The 15,730-nt window shown below is 40.7% G+C and carries 14 protein-coding genes; 8 read left to right on the plus strand and 6 right to left on the minus strand.

Annotated features, from left to right (window positions below):
- Positions 1–28 precede the first annotated feature (28 nt).
- Entirely contained in the window at positions 29–2,782 is a 2,754-nt protein-coding gene (ileS, locus tag LEP1GSC202_RS15070; protein WP_015678716.1) for an isoleucine--tRNA ligase, read from the plus strand.
- Between the two features lie 131 nt (positions 2,783–2,913).
- Here ileS and murJ read toward each other — a convergent pair whose 3' ends face one another.
- Genes murJ through lipB form a run of 4 tightly spaced genes read right to left on the minus strand, consistent with a single transcriptional unit; the run spans position 2,914 to position 7,125 of the window.
- Positions 2,914–4,542: a murein biosynthesis integral membrane protein MurJ gene (murJ, locus tag LEP1GSC202_RS15075; protein ID WP_015678712.1), complete on the minus strand. Its 1,629-nt coding sequence runs from the start codon at positions 4,540–4,542 to the stop codon at positions 2,914–2,916.
- 11 nt (positions 4,543–4,553) lie between these two features.
- Positions 4,554–5,423: an STAS domain-containing protein gene (locus LEP1GSC202_RS15080; protein WP_015678610.1), complete on the minus strand. Its 870-nt coding sequence runs from the start codon at positions 5,421–5,423 to the stop codon at positions 4,554–4,556.
- Positions 5,424–5,426: 3 nt separating this feature from the next.
- Positions 5,427–6,413 (minus strand): LIC_12071 family protein, encoded by a 987-nt coding sequence (locus tag LEP1GSC202_RS15085; protein ID WP_015678676.1) that lies wholly within the window; start codon positions 6,411–6,413, stop codon positions 5,427–5,429.
- A 55-nt stretch (positions 6,414–6,468) separates the two neighbouring features.
- The gene (gene lipB / locus LEP1GSC202_RS15090) at positions 6,469–7,125 is read right to left on the minus strand and encodes a lipoyl(octanoyl) transferase LipB (protein ID WP_015678638.1); all 657 of its coding nucleotides are present in this window, start codon (positions 7,123–7,125) and stop codon (positions 6,469–6,471) included.
- Here lipB and LEP1GSC202_RS15095 point away from each other — a divergent pair.
- The 3 genes from LEP1GSC202_RS15095 (at position 7,108) to LEP1GSC202_RS15105 (ending at position 8,914) form a co-directional block, all read left to right on the plus strand.
- Positions 7,108–7,641, plus strand: a complete 534-nt coding sequence (locus LEP1GSC202_RS15095; RefSeq protein ID WP_039929171.1) for a type II toxin-antitoxin system antitoxin SocA domain-containing protein — start codon at positions 7,108–7,110, stop codon at positions 7,639–7,641. The genes lipB and LEP1GSC202_RS15095 overlap by 18 nt on opposite strands.
- Positions 7,638–7,994 carry an aspartate 1-decarboxylase gene (gene panD / locus LEP1GSC202_RS15100; RefSeq protein WP_015678674.1) on the plus strand — a complete coding sequence of 119 codons (357 nt, stop codon included), beginning with the start codon at positions 7,638–7,640 and terminating at the stop codon, positions 7,992–7,994. Before LEP1GSC202_RS15095 ends, panD begins: the two co-directional genes overlap by 4 nt.
- Before the next feature lie 65 nt (positions 7,995–8,059).
- Entirely contained in the window at positions 8,060–8,914 is an 855-nt protein-coding gene (locus LEP1GSC202_RS15105; RefSeq protein ID WP_015678689.1) for a hypothetical protein, read from the plus strand.
- Between the two features lie 250 nt (positions 8,915–9,164).
- Here the strand turns inward: LEP1GSC202_RS15105 and LEP1GSC202_RS15110 are convergent, their stop codons facing one another.
- Complete coding sequence (locus LEP1GSC202_RS15110; protein ID WP_015678694.1) at positions 9,165–9,377, minus strand: hypothetical protein; 213 nt, start codon at positions 9,375–9,377, stop codon at positions 9,165–9,167.
- Between the two features lie 85 nt (positions 9,378–9,462).
- Between LEP1GSC202_RS15110 and LEP1GSC202_RS15115 the strand changes: the two genes are divergently transcribed.
- Genes LEP1GSC202_RS15115 through LEP1GSC202_RS15130 form a run of 4 tightly spaced genes read left to right on the plus strand, consistent with a single transcriptional unit; the run spans position 9,463 to position 14,010 of the window.
- On the plus strand, positions 9,463–10,272 hold the full coding sequence (locus tag LEP1GSC202_RS15115; RefSeq protein ID WP_015678613.1) for a hypothetical protein: 810 nt from the start codon (positions 9,463–9,465) through the stop codon (positions 10,270–10,272).
- A 45-nt stretch (positions 10,273–10,317) separates the two neighbouring features.
- On the plus strand, positions 10,318–10,656 hold the full coding sequence (trxA, locus tag LEP1GSC202_RS15120; RefSeq protein WP_083930036.1) for a thioredoxin: 339 nt from the start codon (positions 10,318–10,320) through the stop codon (positions 10,654–10,656).
- Positions 10,657–10,674: 18 nt separating this feature from the next.
- Positions 10,675–12,828 carry a cAMP/cGMP-dependent 3',5'-cyclic-AMP/GMP phosphodiesterase gene (locus tag LEP1GSC202_RS15125; protein WP_015678624.1) on the plus strand — a complete coding sequence of 718 codons (2,154 nt, stop codon included), beginning with the start codon at positions 10,675–10,677 and terminating at the stop codon, positions 12,826–12,828.
- A gap of 51 nt (positions 12,829–12,879) precedes the next feature.
- Positions 12,880–14,010 carry an acyl-CoA dehydrogenase family protein gene (locus LEP1GSC202_RS15130; protein WP_015678711.1) on the plus strand — a complete coding sequence of 377 codons (1,131 nt, stop codon included), beginning with the start codon at positions 12,880–12,882 and terminating at the stop codon, positions 14,008–14,010.
- Positions 14,011–14,187: 177 nt separating this feature from the next.
- Here LEP1GSC202_RS15130 and thiC read toward each other — a convergent pair whose 3' ends face one another.
- On the minus strand, positions 14,188–15,723 hold the full coding sequence (thiC, locus tag LEP1GSC202_RS15135; protein WP_015678697.1) for a phosphomethylpyrimidine synthase ThiC: 1,536 nt from the start codon (positions 15,721–15,723) through the stop codon (positions 14,188–14,190).
- Positions 15,724–15,730: the final 7 nt, after the last annotated feature.

Here is a 15,730-nt window from a genome sequence, read left to right on the forward strand (position 1 = left end):
GGCCTAGATGACAAACATTGGTCTTACTATGGCCAAACCAGAAACGGAAAATCCTTATTCTAAAACAGTCCTCCTTCCGGAGACCAATTTTCCCATGAAAGCCGACCTGGCAAAACGTGAGCCAGGCCAAATACAAATTTGGAAAGACCAAAAAGTTTTCCAAAAGATGAAGGAAATTCGTAAATCAAAACCTTCCTTTGTTTTGCATGATGGACCACCCTATGCCAATGGAAACTTCCATGTGGGTCACTCTCTCAATAAAATTTTAAAAGACATCATCATCAAATCAAAAACCCTAAGTGGGTACCAAACCGATATGATCCCGGGATGGGATTGCCATGGTCTTCCCATCGAAGTACAGGTGTTAAAGAATCTTGGGAAAGAAGCACGGAACACAAGTCCAAGTGAACTCAGAAAAAAATGCCGTGAGTATGCCACTGAGTTTGTAGGCAAACAAGGGGATGACCTAAATCGTTTCCTTTGTTTTTGGGATGAGAACCATAAATACCTAACCATGGCTCCAGAATTCGAAGCAAGGATTGTGGAAGTATTTGGTTCTCTGTTTGAAAAAGGATATATTTATAAAGGGAAAAAACCAGTGTACTGGTGCATCGATCTTGCGACAGCACATGCGGAAGCAGAAATCGAATACCAAAACCATGTGTCACCTTCCATCTATGTAAAGTTTGCTGTTAAGGGTGAAACGGATACGTATTGTCTTATCTGGACCACAACTCCATGGACCCTTCCTGCAAACCTTGCGATTTGTTTCAATGAAGAACTCGCCTATTCTCTTTTCCAATCCGACAACCATGGAAGGCTCATCCTTGCCGATGGATTAAAAGAGGCGGTGGAACAAAAAACGGGGATCACCCTCACAAAAATCAAATCCCTCTCCAATGCCGACTTAAATCAAATGGTTTTCCAACATCCATTTTTAGAGAGAGAGTCCATTCCTCTATTTGGAAACCATGTCACACTCGATGCAGGAACAGGTTGTGTTCACACCGCACCAGGACATGGAACAGACGATTACCGTGTGGGAACGGCAGCAGGTTTGCCAACACTTTCCCCAGTAGACGATTACGGCCGTTATACGGACGAATTTGAAATGATGAAGGGAATCAAAATTTGGGATGCCAATCCAAAAATTGTCGAATTACTCCGTGAAAAAAATGCACTCGTTCATTTCTCAGAATTCACACACTCCTATCCACATAGTTGGAGGAGTAAAAAACCTTTGATCTTTCGCGCAACTCCTCAGTGGTTTTTTTCCATCGATCATAATGGACTCAGGGAAGAATCTCTAAAAGCCATCGACAAAGTACAATGGATTCCAGATTGGGGGATCACAAGAATTCGTTCCATGGTGGAATCTAGACCTGACTGGTGTTTGTCTCGCCAAAGGAATTGGGGAGTTCCTATCCCATCCTTTACTTGTAAGTCTTGTGGACAGACTCATTTGGATGACAAAACCATCCAACACTTCATCCAAATTGTCAAAAAAGAAGGCATCGAAGTTTGGTATGAAAAGGAAGCCAAAGATTTATTACCACAAGGAACAAAGTGTAACAAATGTGGTTCCGAAGATCTAAAACAAGATAAGGATATTTTAGATGTTTGGTTTGACTCTGGAGTTTCCAGCTTTGCTGTGTTTGGTGATTCAATTGGAAAAGAACCAGCAGACTTATACCTAGAGGGATCGGACCAACACCGAGGTTGGTTCCAATCTTCCCTTTGGCCATCGATGGCGATTCGGAAAACACCACCTTATAAATCTGTTCTCACACATGGTTATGTTTTGGATGACAAAGGCCATGCAATGTCCAAATCCCTTGGAAACGTGATCAATCCAACAACGGATATCATCAACCAATACGGTGCCGATATACTAAGACTTTGGGTAAGCACCCAAGATTTCAGAGATGATGTTAAAATTGGAAAGGATTCCATCAAAACCGTTTCAGAAGCCTACCGTAAGATCCGTAATACCTTCCGGTATCTACTGGGAAATACAAACGCAGATACCCTCTCTTGGAACTTAAAAAAAGAAGAACTCGAAACTATCGATCGATACTACTTACACAAACTGGCTAAACTGAATGAAGATGTAAAAAAACTTTATGACTCCTACCAGTTCCACCAAGTGTATCATAAGGTACTTGTTTTCTGTACTGTCGATTTAAGCCAAGACTACTTCGAAATCATCAGAGACCGAATGTATTGTGATGCGAAAGATTCTAAAACAAGAAGGTCTTCCGAATATGCACTTGCTTTGATTTTAGATGTCCTCACTAAACTTCTAGCCCCAATCCTTTCGTTTACCACAGAAGAAGTTTGGACAACATTTGGAAAAAAAGATTCTGTGTTTTATTCTGATTTTTCCGATTTATCCCAATGGATCGATGAAACTCTTGAAACCAAACTGAAACCAGTTTTTGCAACCAAAGAAGATGTACAAAAGGCTTTGGAAGAAGCAAGAAAACTGGGAAAACTTGGAAAGTCATTAGAAGCGGAAGTGATCATAGAAGGTGATAAAGACAGTTACTCTTTTTCACCTGAAGAACTGGCATTATTTTTTGTAGTGTCACATGTCAGTTTTGATGGAAAAGAAATCCAAGAAGTATTTTCTGAATGGAAGGGTGAAACTGGTTCCATCCAAATCCGAAAACCAAAACATGCGGAATGCCCAAGATGTTGGCGTCATGTTTCGGAAAAAGAAGGGACTCTTTGCAAACGATGTGAGACAGTCGTTTCCAAACTATCCCCAAACAATGGTTAAACATTTGAACCCAAAGATCTAAAAAACAAATTGTAACAAAACACGGAGTGAATCTGTAGTCAGGTATTTCTCCGTTTTCGTTACCGTTCTCGTTCCAATGCCAAACCCAAAGTCAGCAATCAATTCATAGATTACGACTTTGGTTTTTGTTTCCACTTCCGTAAAAACCTTCCTAAAATGATCTCCGATTCGGAAAGACCCGTATAGGTCGCGATCCCAAAATAAATGATAACTGCAGGGAGGATGGAAATACCAAGACTCAAACGACTAAGATTTGCATAACTGAATCCCAAAACATTAATTCCCCAACTATGTAAATTTGGTTTGATTCCCCACTCCGAAAATATTAGCCAAAAAAAAAGTCCAAATAGTGCTGGAACCATCTTTAACACACGTTTACCGACAGTGGCAAATGGAATACTCACTTGGTGGTGTTTTAGATAAAAAAGTAATAATGAGGATGTGACTATGGAACTGAGAGCAGATGCAAGGGCGATCGCCGAATGTTTCAAAAAAAACATCAGACTAATACTTACGATTACACTTAATAAAAATGAAACCAATTGGATGCGCAAAGGAGTTTTGGTATCTGAAAATGCATAATAAGAAGAAACGAGTACCTTATTGATGCTATAAAATGGTATTGCCAATGAATAAAATACAAGTGGGAAAAACGCAGTGAGCGTAGCAAGATGGTCCCAACGCCCTCCATAATAAATGGAATCCAATACAGTTTCCCCTAAAACCGCCAAACCAATGCTTGCTGGCAATGTCAAAAAAAATGCAAAAGACAATACATCGGCTATTTCTTTTGGAATATTTTCTTCCCGACCTTCCCGTAAATCTTTTAAAAGAGATGGAAGGATGGTTGTCGCAAGTGCCACTCCAATGATCCCTGTAGGGAGTTGGACTAACCTTTGTGCATAATCCAAACTCACAACAGCACCAAGTCCCGGATTTTGGTTTTGGATGTAGTTGGCTAGAAAAATGTCTACAAGAAGCCCTATCTGATAAAAACTCCCACCAAGTGCGGCAGGTAACATGAGTTTAAAAATCTTTTTGATGGCCGGGTGTTTGAAATCCAATCGAAAGATGGGACCATAACCGTTTCGAAACACAAACCATGTTTGGACAAGGAGTTGTAATACACCACCACATACAATTCCATATGCGAGTAAAAATACTCGGTCTCTGATTTCCTGGTAAAAAGGAAAGACAAACAAAAATACGATCAGATAACTAAAATTCAGGATAATAGGAGATAAAGAGGGGACAAAGTATTTGTGATGGGAGTTTGAAATCGACATAAAGATCGAAGACAAACTTGCTGTCATGATGAGAAAAAACAAAACTAACGAAAGTTCTACGACCAATTTACCATATTCAGGTGACCCGCCAACTAAGGTGGGCAAAAACTGGGCTGCAAAAAACCAAAAAAAAGCGACAAACACCGACAAACAAAGGAAAAGAAAACTTAAAACTGTTCCTGCCATCACACGTGCTTCCAAAACACCCATTTTTTCATACTCTGAAAAGATTGGCATAAAGGATTGGCTTAACGTTCCTTCAGCCAATAAGTTGCGGAACATATTGGGAAGTCGGTATGCCACACTAAAGGCAGATGCCACCATACCGGTTCCAAAGCTAACAGCCATAAAGTGGTCCCGGATAAGGCCTAAAATCCTCGATAAAAAGGTATAAAATGATAAAGCAAGGGATCGTTTCGTACTCGAAGTTTTCCCAGGGACTTGGTTTGTCATACGACCAGGTTTTATATTGGATTTAATTTTTCAAGGAAACGGATGGAACCATTGGGACTGAGTTGGAATTGTGTTTTACAACTTGGGCATTCATGTTTTCCAAATTTAAATAACCTTAACCTGGTTCCACAAACTTCACATTGGATGATCCTTTCAACCGTTTCCAATTGTTTCGTTTTGGATTGGATATAACTTGGAATTTTTTCCAAATTGGCTTCCGGTTCCTTGCCTGATTTGTAAACGGAAAATCGCCTTTCGAGTTCGGATTGCAGGGAGTCTTTGATTTCGAGTCGAAGTTGGTTGATCTTTTCTTCTAAAACGGTTTCCATGGAGGGGTTTTGCATTTGAACTGCTTTGTTTTCCGATGGTAAAGATTCCAATTTTGAAACTGGTTCTTTTTCTCGGGACTCTTTCCCTTCCCCTTTTGATTTGCCTGTAAAATAAAATCTAATTTGATTCTGGTTTGGTGTTTGCTCTTCTCGCAATCCCTTTTGGTTTGGAATCACATCCGAATCGTTTGGATGATTTGATTCATTATTTTCTGAGGAAAGATCTACTTGGAGTAAAAAAGACTCAGCTGAATGGTGACTTCTAAAAACCGGAAGTTTATCAAAAAGACCAACTAACTTTAAAACATCTTCGACTTCTGCCTTTAATCCATAAATGGCATACACAGCATTCGACTTCAGAATTTGTTTGTGGATTTTAATAAGGATGCTAATCCCATTCGAAGTGACGTAGTCGAGAGCCCCTAGTTGGAATAAAAACTTACGATACCCTTTGTTTAATTGCGATTCGAAGTATCGATAAAAATCCTCGGCACTACTCCCGTCCAAACCACCTTTTAATTGAATGGAAAATACTTTGTCTTTTGATTCCATAAATTATCCTAAGAATATCGCATCTTGTATGGTTTTGTCATTTGATTCAGGTTTGATTTGATTCACAACTGGCCCAACGGATAAAACTTCTACATCATCTTTTTTTTCGTTAGAAATGGATTGTGGGACAGCCCCTTCGACTTCCAACACACTCACTGGTTCCAAAGAGTTTTCCGTTGTTTCCAATGTTTTTTTCTGAATGATTGGTAAAAACTCACCCGATTCTGGTTGTCTCACTGTTTCTTTAGAAACAAACACTGAATATGTGACAAATGCACCTGTCAGTAGTAAACTCACAACAAAGGCAATGAGAATGTAATTGAAAACCATCCATTCAGCTAGTTTCCATTGGTTTTCAAATAATAATCCTAAATTTCCTCGTTCATAAAAAAGAATCACAAGACCTGAAACATCTAAGGTCCCTGGTTTGTACAAGGGTGTAGTCAACCGAACTGTATTCGATTTTGCTAATGGGAGGTAAGAAAGTACCCATTCGAATCCATCTCGTATTTTTGGATCACGTTTCGAATTCACAATGGGATTTTCACCATTTTCTGGTTCCGACCATTCCCATTTTTTCATCCTTATCCCTTTGCGAAAAAAAGTGGACTTTGCCAATTCTTCATCGGGTTTTCGTTTTTTTAATTCATCAATTGTATAAATGGTATCGGTTGAAACTAACAAAGTGGCATCTGGTGCATACAAACTGATTTTTAAAAATCGAAATTGTTCTGGATCATTTTTTGACTCTTCTACATAACGATGGAACATCTTTTCCAGCTCCACATAACCTTCGTTATTCAATCGTTGTTCTGCCGATTTGGCAAGAGCCAAACTTAAATCCCGAGCCCTGTGGTCAGAAATAAATTGTTCTTGTACAAGCGCATTTTGTAAGGACTCATAAAATGTCCAAACCACACCGCTGAGTGCAAGGGTTTCTGAGAGGATAAAAAAGAGTATAAAGGAAAGAAAAAAACGTGAATATTTCATGGATCCCCCTTATTCTTTTCGGCCAAACTCGAGGAAAGGACATAAAAAATCGAATTTAAGGGAGAAGAGAAAGGAAATGGCGAGAGAAACGCAGCACAAATTCGTTTCGTTTTTCCAAAAACCCATTGGTAAGTCCAAGTTCCGAAAGGGATGTCATATCTTCTGACCTTGCCCCACAAGGGTGGATGAGGGAGAAAGTGGAGAGAGAATTGATCCCGTTCAATGCAAATCCAAAACTCGTAAAATGAGATTTGGCATAAACCCCTTCTGAGATCAGTTTCTTTTGTGTGGTTTCAATATAAAGTCCTGGGGCCTTTGGATTTTCTACCACCACAAGTCCCCAAGTTCCTTTCACTGCGACCGCCAAACTCTCGTTCAAGTACCGTAAAAAATCACCCAAACTGATATTTCTTTTTTTTAAATCAATGTGGAGGTAACCCACAATTTGGCCTGGTTCATGGGCTGTGAAATCACCTCCCCTTGGAAGCGAAAACAGTTCAACCCCTAGAGTGGTTAAGTACTCCTTTGAAACCAAAAGATTTTCCGCTTTCGCGCCAATGCCCCCCGTCAAACATGGACTGTGTTCCAAAAAGAGCATGGATTCCCTTCGATTTTTCCTGGCATTTTCCTGGAAATCCAAGTATCTTTGGTAAGGTACAATCGAAGGAAAGAGATAGGAAGGTAGTCCTTTTTGATGGAGAAACTTTTGCATGCGATCCTTTGGATCCTCGAAAAATCACCGAATGGCAGAGCCCGCTTGGATTTAGCAAAGCTCCTTTACTATTCGGATGGTGTCCATTTCCAGAAACATGCGGAGATGATCACACGAGGAGACTATATCCACTTAGAAGACTCTCCCTACCCCGTCAAACTGAACGAAGCCCTCTTACAATTAAAAGATAAAGGTCATATTGAAGTGGTGCCGAAAATTGAAGGGAATGGAATCCAGGGATTCACATTACGATTTCTGAAGCCCATGGATGGACTTGTTTTATCAAAAGAAGAGAAACGGGTCATGATGAAAGTCGTGGAAGCTTTCCGAGGCCGTGTGGTGGATGAAAATCGCCATTATCCCAATTTATACGAAAATTATGTCATCACTCCCCTTTTTGCTGCCATTCCGTTTTCTGTGGACAGGATCAATACGAAAATCCATGTTCTTGTCCAAAAAAGCCTTTTGAATCTATCGGGCAAAATGTTTAGGGTTTTATTTGAGAGGTCCGAATGATCATCACTGTTTGCAAAGGCAAAATCCATAGAGCCGTCGTCACTGAGGCGGAACTCCACTACGAAGGTAGCCTCACCGTTGACCAAGACCTAATGGATATGGCCGGTATGAAACCTTATGAACAAGTGAGTGTGGTGAACGTAAATAATGGCGCCAGATTCGAAACCTACCTCATTGTAGGAGAACGGGGTTCGGGAACGATTTGTCTGAATGGGGCTGCGGCAAGGCTTGGGATGAAAGGTGACAAAGTCATCATCATCACCTATGGCCAGGTTGAGGAAAAGGAACTTCCTAACGATTACAAACCGAAAGTTGTCTTCGTAGATGAAAACAATCGGCCGAAAAAAGCCTAATTTCCCTAATTTTTCTGGGGCATTCCTTCGATACTAACTGTATAAACCAAATTGGTAGTCGGAACATGAACAAAACAATATTCGCTCTTTCATTCACCCTTCTCAGTGTTGCGCTCTTTGCACAAGAATCTGGGAACCCACAAGGGACACAGGTTTCCGCCGCTTCTTCCAAAGACAACCGGGATCTTTATCCCCTTTCCATGTATGATGCCAGGATCCGTTTGAAGAACGTAAGTTTCATCAGAAGGCATGCAGATACGGGTAAAGGTGAATTTTTAGATGTCCAAGTGGAATTGGAATCTAGAGTTCCAGACAACCACGAATATTCTATTTTTGTTTTGGCAGGTTTTGAAGGAGACCGAGTCAATAAGGATGAAAGGAGACTTGTTCCGTATCCTGCTTGGCGTAAAGCTGACCCGGAAAAAGACGAAAGAACATTATACTTCTCTAATATTATGCCAACGCCTTTCACTGCAAAAGAAATTTGGGGTGAAGAAACATACGCAAAGAAAAAAGAAGAAATGGAAAAACGCCATTATGCTGGTTTTGAAGCAGAAATGCCGGAACCTACATTCACGGAAGTAGTCGATTACCTCTGTAAAAACAATGCAAAGGCTCTCCCCTTCACACTGTTTGGTGAAACTGGACCTTCCAAAGAAAAACAAGTGATTTATAATTACGTTGCACAAACAGAAGATGAAAAAAAACGTCAGGTGCACGAAACATTACCAAAACACACCTACACCATTTATAATAACAAATACAAAACAACCATCACAAGCCACCATTACACCCAATACAGACCGAATTTCCTCAGTTTCAATAAAGTAGCGGTCCTTGTGTTTGATACAAAAAAACCAACAAACAGTTTGTTATTCCGTAAGTTCATCGATATCTCCGACTTAAAGATCACTTACTAATCTAAGCATACCAATCTCCATCCAAGACCTAATATTGGTCTTGGATCCCTTTCCAAATCCTTTCCGTTCTCTTTCTCTCCTCGAATCAAATCACAATTCTAAAACCTTCGTGCTCCCTTTGTTCTGACTATGTCTGCCACAATAGGTGCCATGGCAAAAGGAACGAATTAAGACTGGGAATCGGAAGTATGTGTGGGAAGCGAAGTGGATTTCGGAAGGAACCAAAAACGATCAGCCTTGTCGGAAAAATTTAGTGGTCTGTGCCTTCGGGGCGGATGGGTGGGAATTGTTCCGAGGCCCGAACCCGCCACTCATCCTCAGGGTGGTTTAGTTGCAACCAACCGTTGGCAAAGTCCCAACGCCCGTCCAAATCCAAAAAATCCCAGAAAATTGCCTGGTTCATGTATTTGTAGGTATCGAGTAAATCGAGTAGGTCCCTATGTTTCCTAGGAGAATTTTCCATTCTTTTCCAGTTTCGGCAAACTCTAGACCAGGTCGACGTTTTTTATGGACAAAACCAGGTCTTTCTGCCGAAAATAAAACCAGACATGGCCATCACGAAGGAAAAAAAAGCGGACTTCAATGACAAGTTGGTAGATTTCAAAAACTACCTGGAAGAGTTAAAAAAAGAAGCCAATATTTTCAAAGTCCAAGCCAAAAAAAGTAAGGAAATGGAACCTTACTTTAACATTTCCCTTGCCATCAATTCGATCAAAACGATTAACACTTGTATTGTGATCAATGAACTTTCCAAGGCCATCCTTGAGATCAATAATAACAATTACTTAGAAACGGCTAGAAAAGAAATTTATAACTGCATCTCTTATATTGAAAAAACCGTTGGGAACAATGTGGACGGTTCTCTTTCAGAAAACAAAGAACAACTTGCAAAAATCGAAAGGTTCACACCTACCCAAAGGTTAAACCTCATTAAAGGTTTACTGCAAGCCATGAAAAAAACAGTGACTGCCTTTGGAACCAATTCGAAATGGAAATGGTCTTGGCCTGATATCAATTTCCGCGTAGCGGCATGTACTAAAAATTTATTCGATTTCATTGCGTATGAAAAAGAACAAGATTTAGAAAATCCTTATTATTATATCCGAAAGGAACACTTTAACCTCATCATCGAACTTGCCAACCAAGCGGCACAGGACTATCGTTCCAAATTTGAAATGTCAACACAAGATTCCACAGATTTGAAACATTCTGTGGAAATGCTCGAGATGAACCGCAAAATATTCCAAATTACCGGCGAAAATGAAGATTTGGAAAAAACCAAAACACTAATTGAATCCTTCCAACAAAAGATCACTGACCTCGAATCCGACGATAAAAAGAAAAAAAAGAAACAATAATCGACGATTTTCCCTCGAATCCCCAGTCTAGTTTATAGAAAGGTTATACGTTTCAAAAGGAGATTTCGAAATATGGCACTTACAGAAATCAATGACGCCAATTTCAAACAAGAAACTGCAAATGGCGTGGTTTTAGTAGATTGTTGGGCAGAATGGTGTGGACCTTGTAGAATGGTAGCCCCTGTTCTTGACGAACTATCGCAAGAAATGGCGGATATCAAAATTACAAAACTAAACGTTGATTTCAACCAGAAGACAGCGCAGGAGCTCGGTATCCAATCCATCCCTACCCTTCTTCTCTATAAAGATGGAGTTTTAGTAGACAAAGCAATTGGTGCTTTACCAAAACCGCAAATTAAAAAATTTATAGAAAATCACAAGTAGGAAATAAATTATCCCCTAATGGTCAGTTCCGAACCGAATGGTTTTACAGCACTCCCTAGAGGGGGATATTTAGTCGATACTTCAGAAGGGTACATCCAGTTCGGATCCCCTCCTGAAACAATTAAGGACACCATGGGGCTCGAAAAGAAGACCCCTCTGGTGTTTGTCCTCCCAAACAAGTTTTTCCATGTGGAAAAAGGCATCTCCATTGCCGAACTTGAATTCCCTATTTACTTTAATTTCTTCTTTCGTGGTGGCAAAAAAACCTTTATCGTTTGTTCCCCTGAGCAAAAAGAACAGCTAACCATTGTTCTCGGGGAATCACTTATGGGACCACAAGAACTAAACCTCTCTTCCGAGTTCATCGATGGTGCTGAAAGTTTTGGTTTCCCGGATATCAAAGCCGAAATGGCTTATTTTAGAAGTTATAAATCGATGGAAGAGGTTGTGGAGTTTGTTTTGTTTGATGATTCCCACAAAGCAAAGTTTGGTGGAATCACCATTGAACAACTTCCCTCCAATGAATTCCTTGTAGTCGATGGTGAAAAAAAAATCAAAATCCCTGGTGAAGTGGACTTTCATGTCAAATACGATATCGGAAAACGATTGGAAGAACCTTTCCAACCACCACTCATCGGCATCACTTGTCTTGGACCCTCACATGGATTTGATCCCACAGACAACACTTCTGGATTTATCATTTGGTTGAATGGCCAAGGGATCATGGTGGACCCACCTGTAAACTCAACGGAATGGTTACGGGAATCCAATGTAAATCCAAAGTTTATCAACTCCATCATCCTCACCCACTGCCATGCGGACCATGATGCCGGAACCTTTCAAAAAATCTTGGAAGAATCCAAAATCACCATTTATGCAACGGCAACGGTGATGGAATCGTTTCTTAAAAAATACTGTAGTCTAACAAAGATTCCACGAAAAGAAATCACAGATTTGTTTGATTTTATCCCAGTTGTGATTGGAAGACCCACCATCATCAACGGTGGTGAATTTTACTTTCACTATGCATTACATTCCATTCCTTCTGTTGGATTTGAATTCTTTTTCCAAGACCAATCCTTTTATTATACATCTGACCATTTAAATGATCCAGAAGCCTTCGAAGACATGTACAAAAAAGGAGTTTTACCAGAATCCAGGTACCAATTCCTAAAAGACTTTCCATGGGATCGCAAAATCATTTACCATGAAGCGGGTGTCCCTCCCCTCCATACCAAAATCAGTTATTTGGCTTCCTTACCAGAAGAGGTGCAAAAAAGGATTACAGTTTACCACATTGCGGCAAAAGACATGCCACAAGGGAACCACCTAACTCTTGCTAAATTTGGAATTGAAAATACATTGTACCCGGAGATCACTCCTCCCAAACACCAAGAGGCGTTCCAACTCTTAGAAATTTTATCTCAGATTGATATCTTCTCTGGATTTCCCATTGAGAAGGCAAAAGAATTTTTACAAATCGTAAAGGAAGAACGTTTCCGTCGTGGGGAACAAATCATCAAAAAAGGAACTCATGGGGATCGGTTTTTCATCATTGCCTCAGGGAATGTTCGGTTTGAGGGACTTTCCAGTGACCATTCTGCTGTCAAACGGTATGGAACGTATGAATACTTTGGAGAAGCATCCCTGATCCTAGATACAGTGCGCCAAGCCGATGTGTATGCTGAGACAGATGTACTTGCCCTCACGATTGAAAAAACGAGATTTTTCCAGTTCATCCGCGGATCAAAACTCCACGAAAACCTCATCAAACTGAATAGCATCCGAGAGACCAATACTTGGAAAACACTGACCGAGTCCCAAACCTTCCGTGGCCTTACCAGTTACCAAGTCACCCAACTCGAACTGATTTTAAAACTAGAGACTGTCAAAAAAGAAGCCGTCCTCATCGAAGAAAACCAAACCTTCCAAAATGCCTATATCGTGAGGTCTGGAACCGTGGTGGTGATGCAAAACCACAAAACGATACGGGAACTGGGTGCTGGGGATTTTGTGGGTGAAATTTACTCTCTCACCAAAGGATTGCCTTCCCATTTCAGTTTCGTCGCTTGGCCAGGCACAGAACTCTATGTCCTTTCCCAAGAAGATGCCATCCAGTACATCAAGAAAAATCCTGGTGTCTACATGAAGCTGAACACTGTTTATAATTGACCTCAATTCGCCATTTTTGTAACATTTCCATATCAAGGAGTCACAAATTTTATGGAGCGTATCCTCCCCTTTACTGAAGAACACCAACAATTCCGCGAGATGGCTCGGAAATTTTTTGAAACAGAAGTCAAACCACACCACGAAGAATGGGAAAAAAACCACATTGTGCCAAAGGAAGTTTGGAGGAAAGCAGGGGAAAACGGACTGCTTTGTCCCGATGTTCCAACCGAATATGGTGGGTCGGGAGCCGATTTTCTATACAACATCATCATCATCGAAGAATCATCTCGAGTGGGAAACAGTGGTTTTTTCATTTCCCTCCACAATGACGTAATCGCTCCGTACATTTCGACCTATGCCAGTGACGAACAAAAGAAACGTTGGTTGCCAAAATGTGCTTCGGGTGAATCCATCCTTGCCGTTGCGATGACAGAACCTGGTGCTGGTTCCGATTTAAAATCCCTTCGTACGAGTGCAGTGGATAAAGGTGATCACTTCGTTGTGAATGGACAAAAAACATTTATCTCTAATGGACAACTTGCGGACCTCATCATCACAGCTGTGAAACATGATAACGGAACCATTTCTCTTGTCATGATCGAAGAAGGAATGAAAGGCTTCGAACGTGGCCGTAACTTAGATAAAATTGGTCTCAAAGCACAAGATACATCGGAATTGTATTTCAATGACGTGATTGTTCCCAAATCCAATCTCATTGGTAAACAAGGACAAGGGTTTCGTTACCTCATGCAAAAACTAGCGCAAGAACGATTAGTGTTAGCAGTGGCAGCCGTGGAAGCAACACGACTTGTACAAACCATCACCCTCCAATACATCAAAGAACGAAAAGCATTTGGCCAAAAGATAGGATCTTTCCAAAATACAAAGTTCAAAATGGCGGAGATGGCAACAGAACTTGAGATGGCGCAAGTTTTCTGTGACAAAGTGGTCATGGAACACATGAAAGGTGAAAATACAACGGCAGAAGCTTCTATGTGTAAGTGGTATGCGACTGAGATGCAAAAACGCCATACAGATGAGTGTTTACAGTTCTTTGGTGGATACGGTTACATGATGGAATATCCAATTGCAAGAGCTTACCTCGATGCAAGGATCCAAACCATCTATGCGGGAACCACTGAGATCATGAAAGAAATCATTGGTAGAAGTTTAGGTTTATAAAAACGAAAACTGGAGAGAAAACATAATTCATGTTTTCTTTCGATCGTGAATCCGATAAAACCAGGCTTTCTGCCTGGTTTTTTTATCAGAACGTTCCAACTTCGTTTCAAAAAAAAGTAAGTAAACTGTAAAGAAAACTTACCTCGTCATATCCCATCATACTCTTTGGTTCTCCACTCAAAGATTTGATTCTTTTCCACTGATTCCAATTTCCACACCTGCTATATCCTTACGAAGGTCTGATGTAAGCCTCATGGAACAAAAATGGGGACCACACATCGAACAAAAATGTGCTTTTTTCATTCCATCTTGTGGGAGTGACTCATCATGGTACGACCTTGCCAGTTCTGGATCAAGAGAGAGAGCAAACTGGTCTTCCCATCGGAATTCAAACCTTGCTTTGCTTAACAAATCATCACGTTCTTTGGCACCAGGGTGACCTTTTGCTAGGTCTGCGGCATGGGCTGCAATTTTATAAGCAATCACTCCATCTTTTACATCTTGTTTGTTCGGAAGGCCTAAATGTTCTTTGGGTGTCACATAACAAAGCATAGCTGTCCCATACCATGCGATCATCGCAGCGCCAATGGCCGATGTGATGTGGTCATAACCAGGAGCAATGTCTGTGACTAGTGGACCTAGTGTATAAAACGGAGCTTCCATACAGATCTCTTCTTGCAATCGAACATTTTCTTGGATGAGGTGCATGGGAACGTGACCAGGCCCTTCCACCATCACTTGGATGTCATCTGCCCAAGCACGTTTTGTGAGTTCCCCCAATGTTTTCAATTCTGCAAATTGGGCAGCATCATTGGCATCATTGATACAACCTGGCCGTAACCCATCCCCAAGAGAATAGGAAACTCCATACTTTTGCATCACTTTCGAAATCTCATCAAAATGTTCGTATAAGAAGTTTTCCTTTTTATGATGGTTACACCATTTTGCCAATATCGAACCCCCTCTTGATACGATCCCAGTGATTCGTTTTTCTGTTAGTTGGACATATTCACGTAAAACTCCCGCATGGATCGTAAAATAATCCACACCTTGTTCTGCTTGTTCTTCCAAGGTTTCTAAAAATACTGCTATATTTAAATCTTCTACCTTTCCTTTTACCTTTTCTAACGTTTGGTAGAGAGGAACAGTTCCAATGGGAACAGGAGAATTCCGAATGATCCATTCCCTTGTTTCATGGATGTTTTTGCCAGTGGACAAATCCATTACGGTATCAGCCCCCCAGTGGAGTGCCCATCTTAGTTTTTCCACTTCGTCTTCTATGGAAGATAAAATGGCTGAATTTCCAATATTGGCATTGATCTTAACGAGGAATTTTTTCCCGATGATCATGGGCTCTAGTTCCAAGTGACGTTTGTTAGATGGAATGATGGCACGGCCAATTTTTACTTCGTTCATCACAAATTCTGGAGTCATCCCTTCTCGTTTTGCTACATACAACATCTCTTCGGTCACGATGTTTCGTTTCGCAAAATAGAGTTGGGAAAAATTTTCATCTCCCCGATTCTCTCTACCTTCTATCCAAGATCTTCTTAGTTTCGGGATTCCTTGTTTATAATCATATGTTTCTTCATGGATGCAATACATCCCTTCTGTGCGATAGGCTTTAAATTCAGTTCCATTTGACAGCGGAATGGTGGTTTGTGGTGTAAACACTTCGTTTACAGGTAAATGGTTTTGATGGTTTTCAGACATGCGATTT

The sequence above is a fragment of the Leptospira yanagawae serovar Saopaulo str. Sao Paulo = ATCC 700523 genome, assembly GCF_000332475.2.
Classification (GTDB): Bacteria; Spirochaetota; Leptospiria; order Leptospirales; family Leptospiraceae; genus Leptospira_A; species Leptospira_A yanagawae.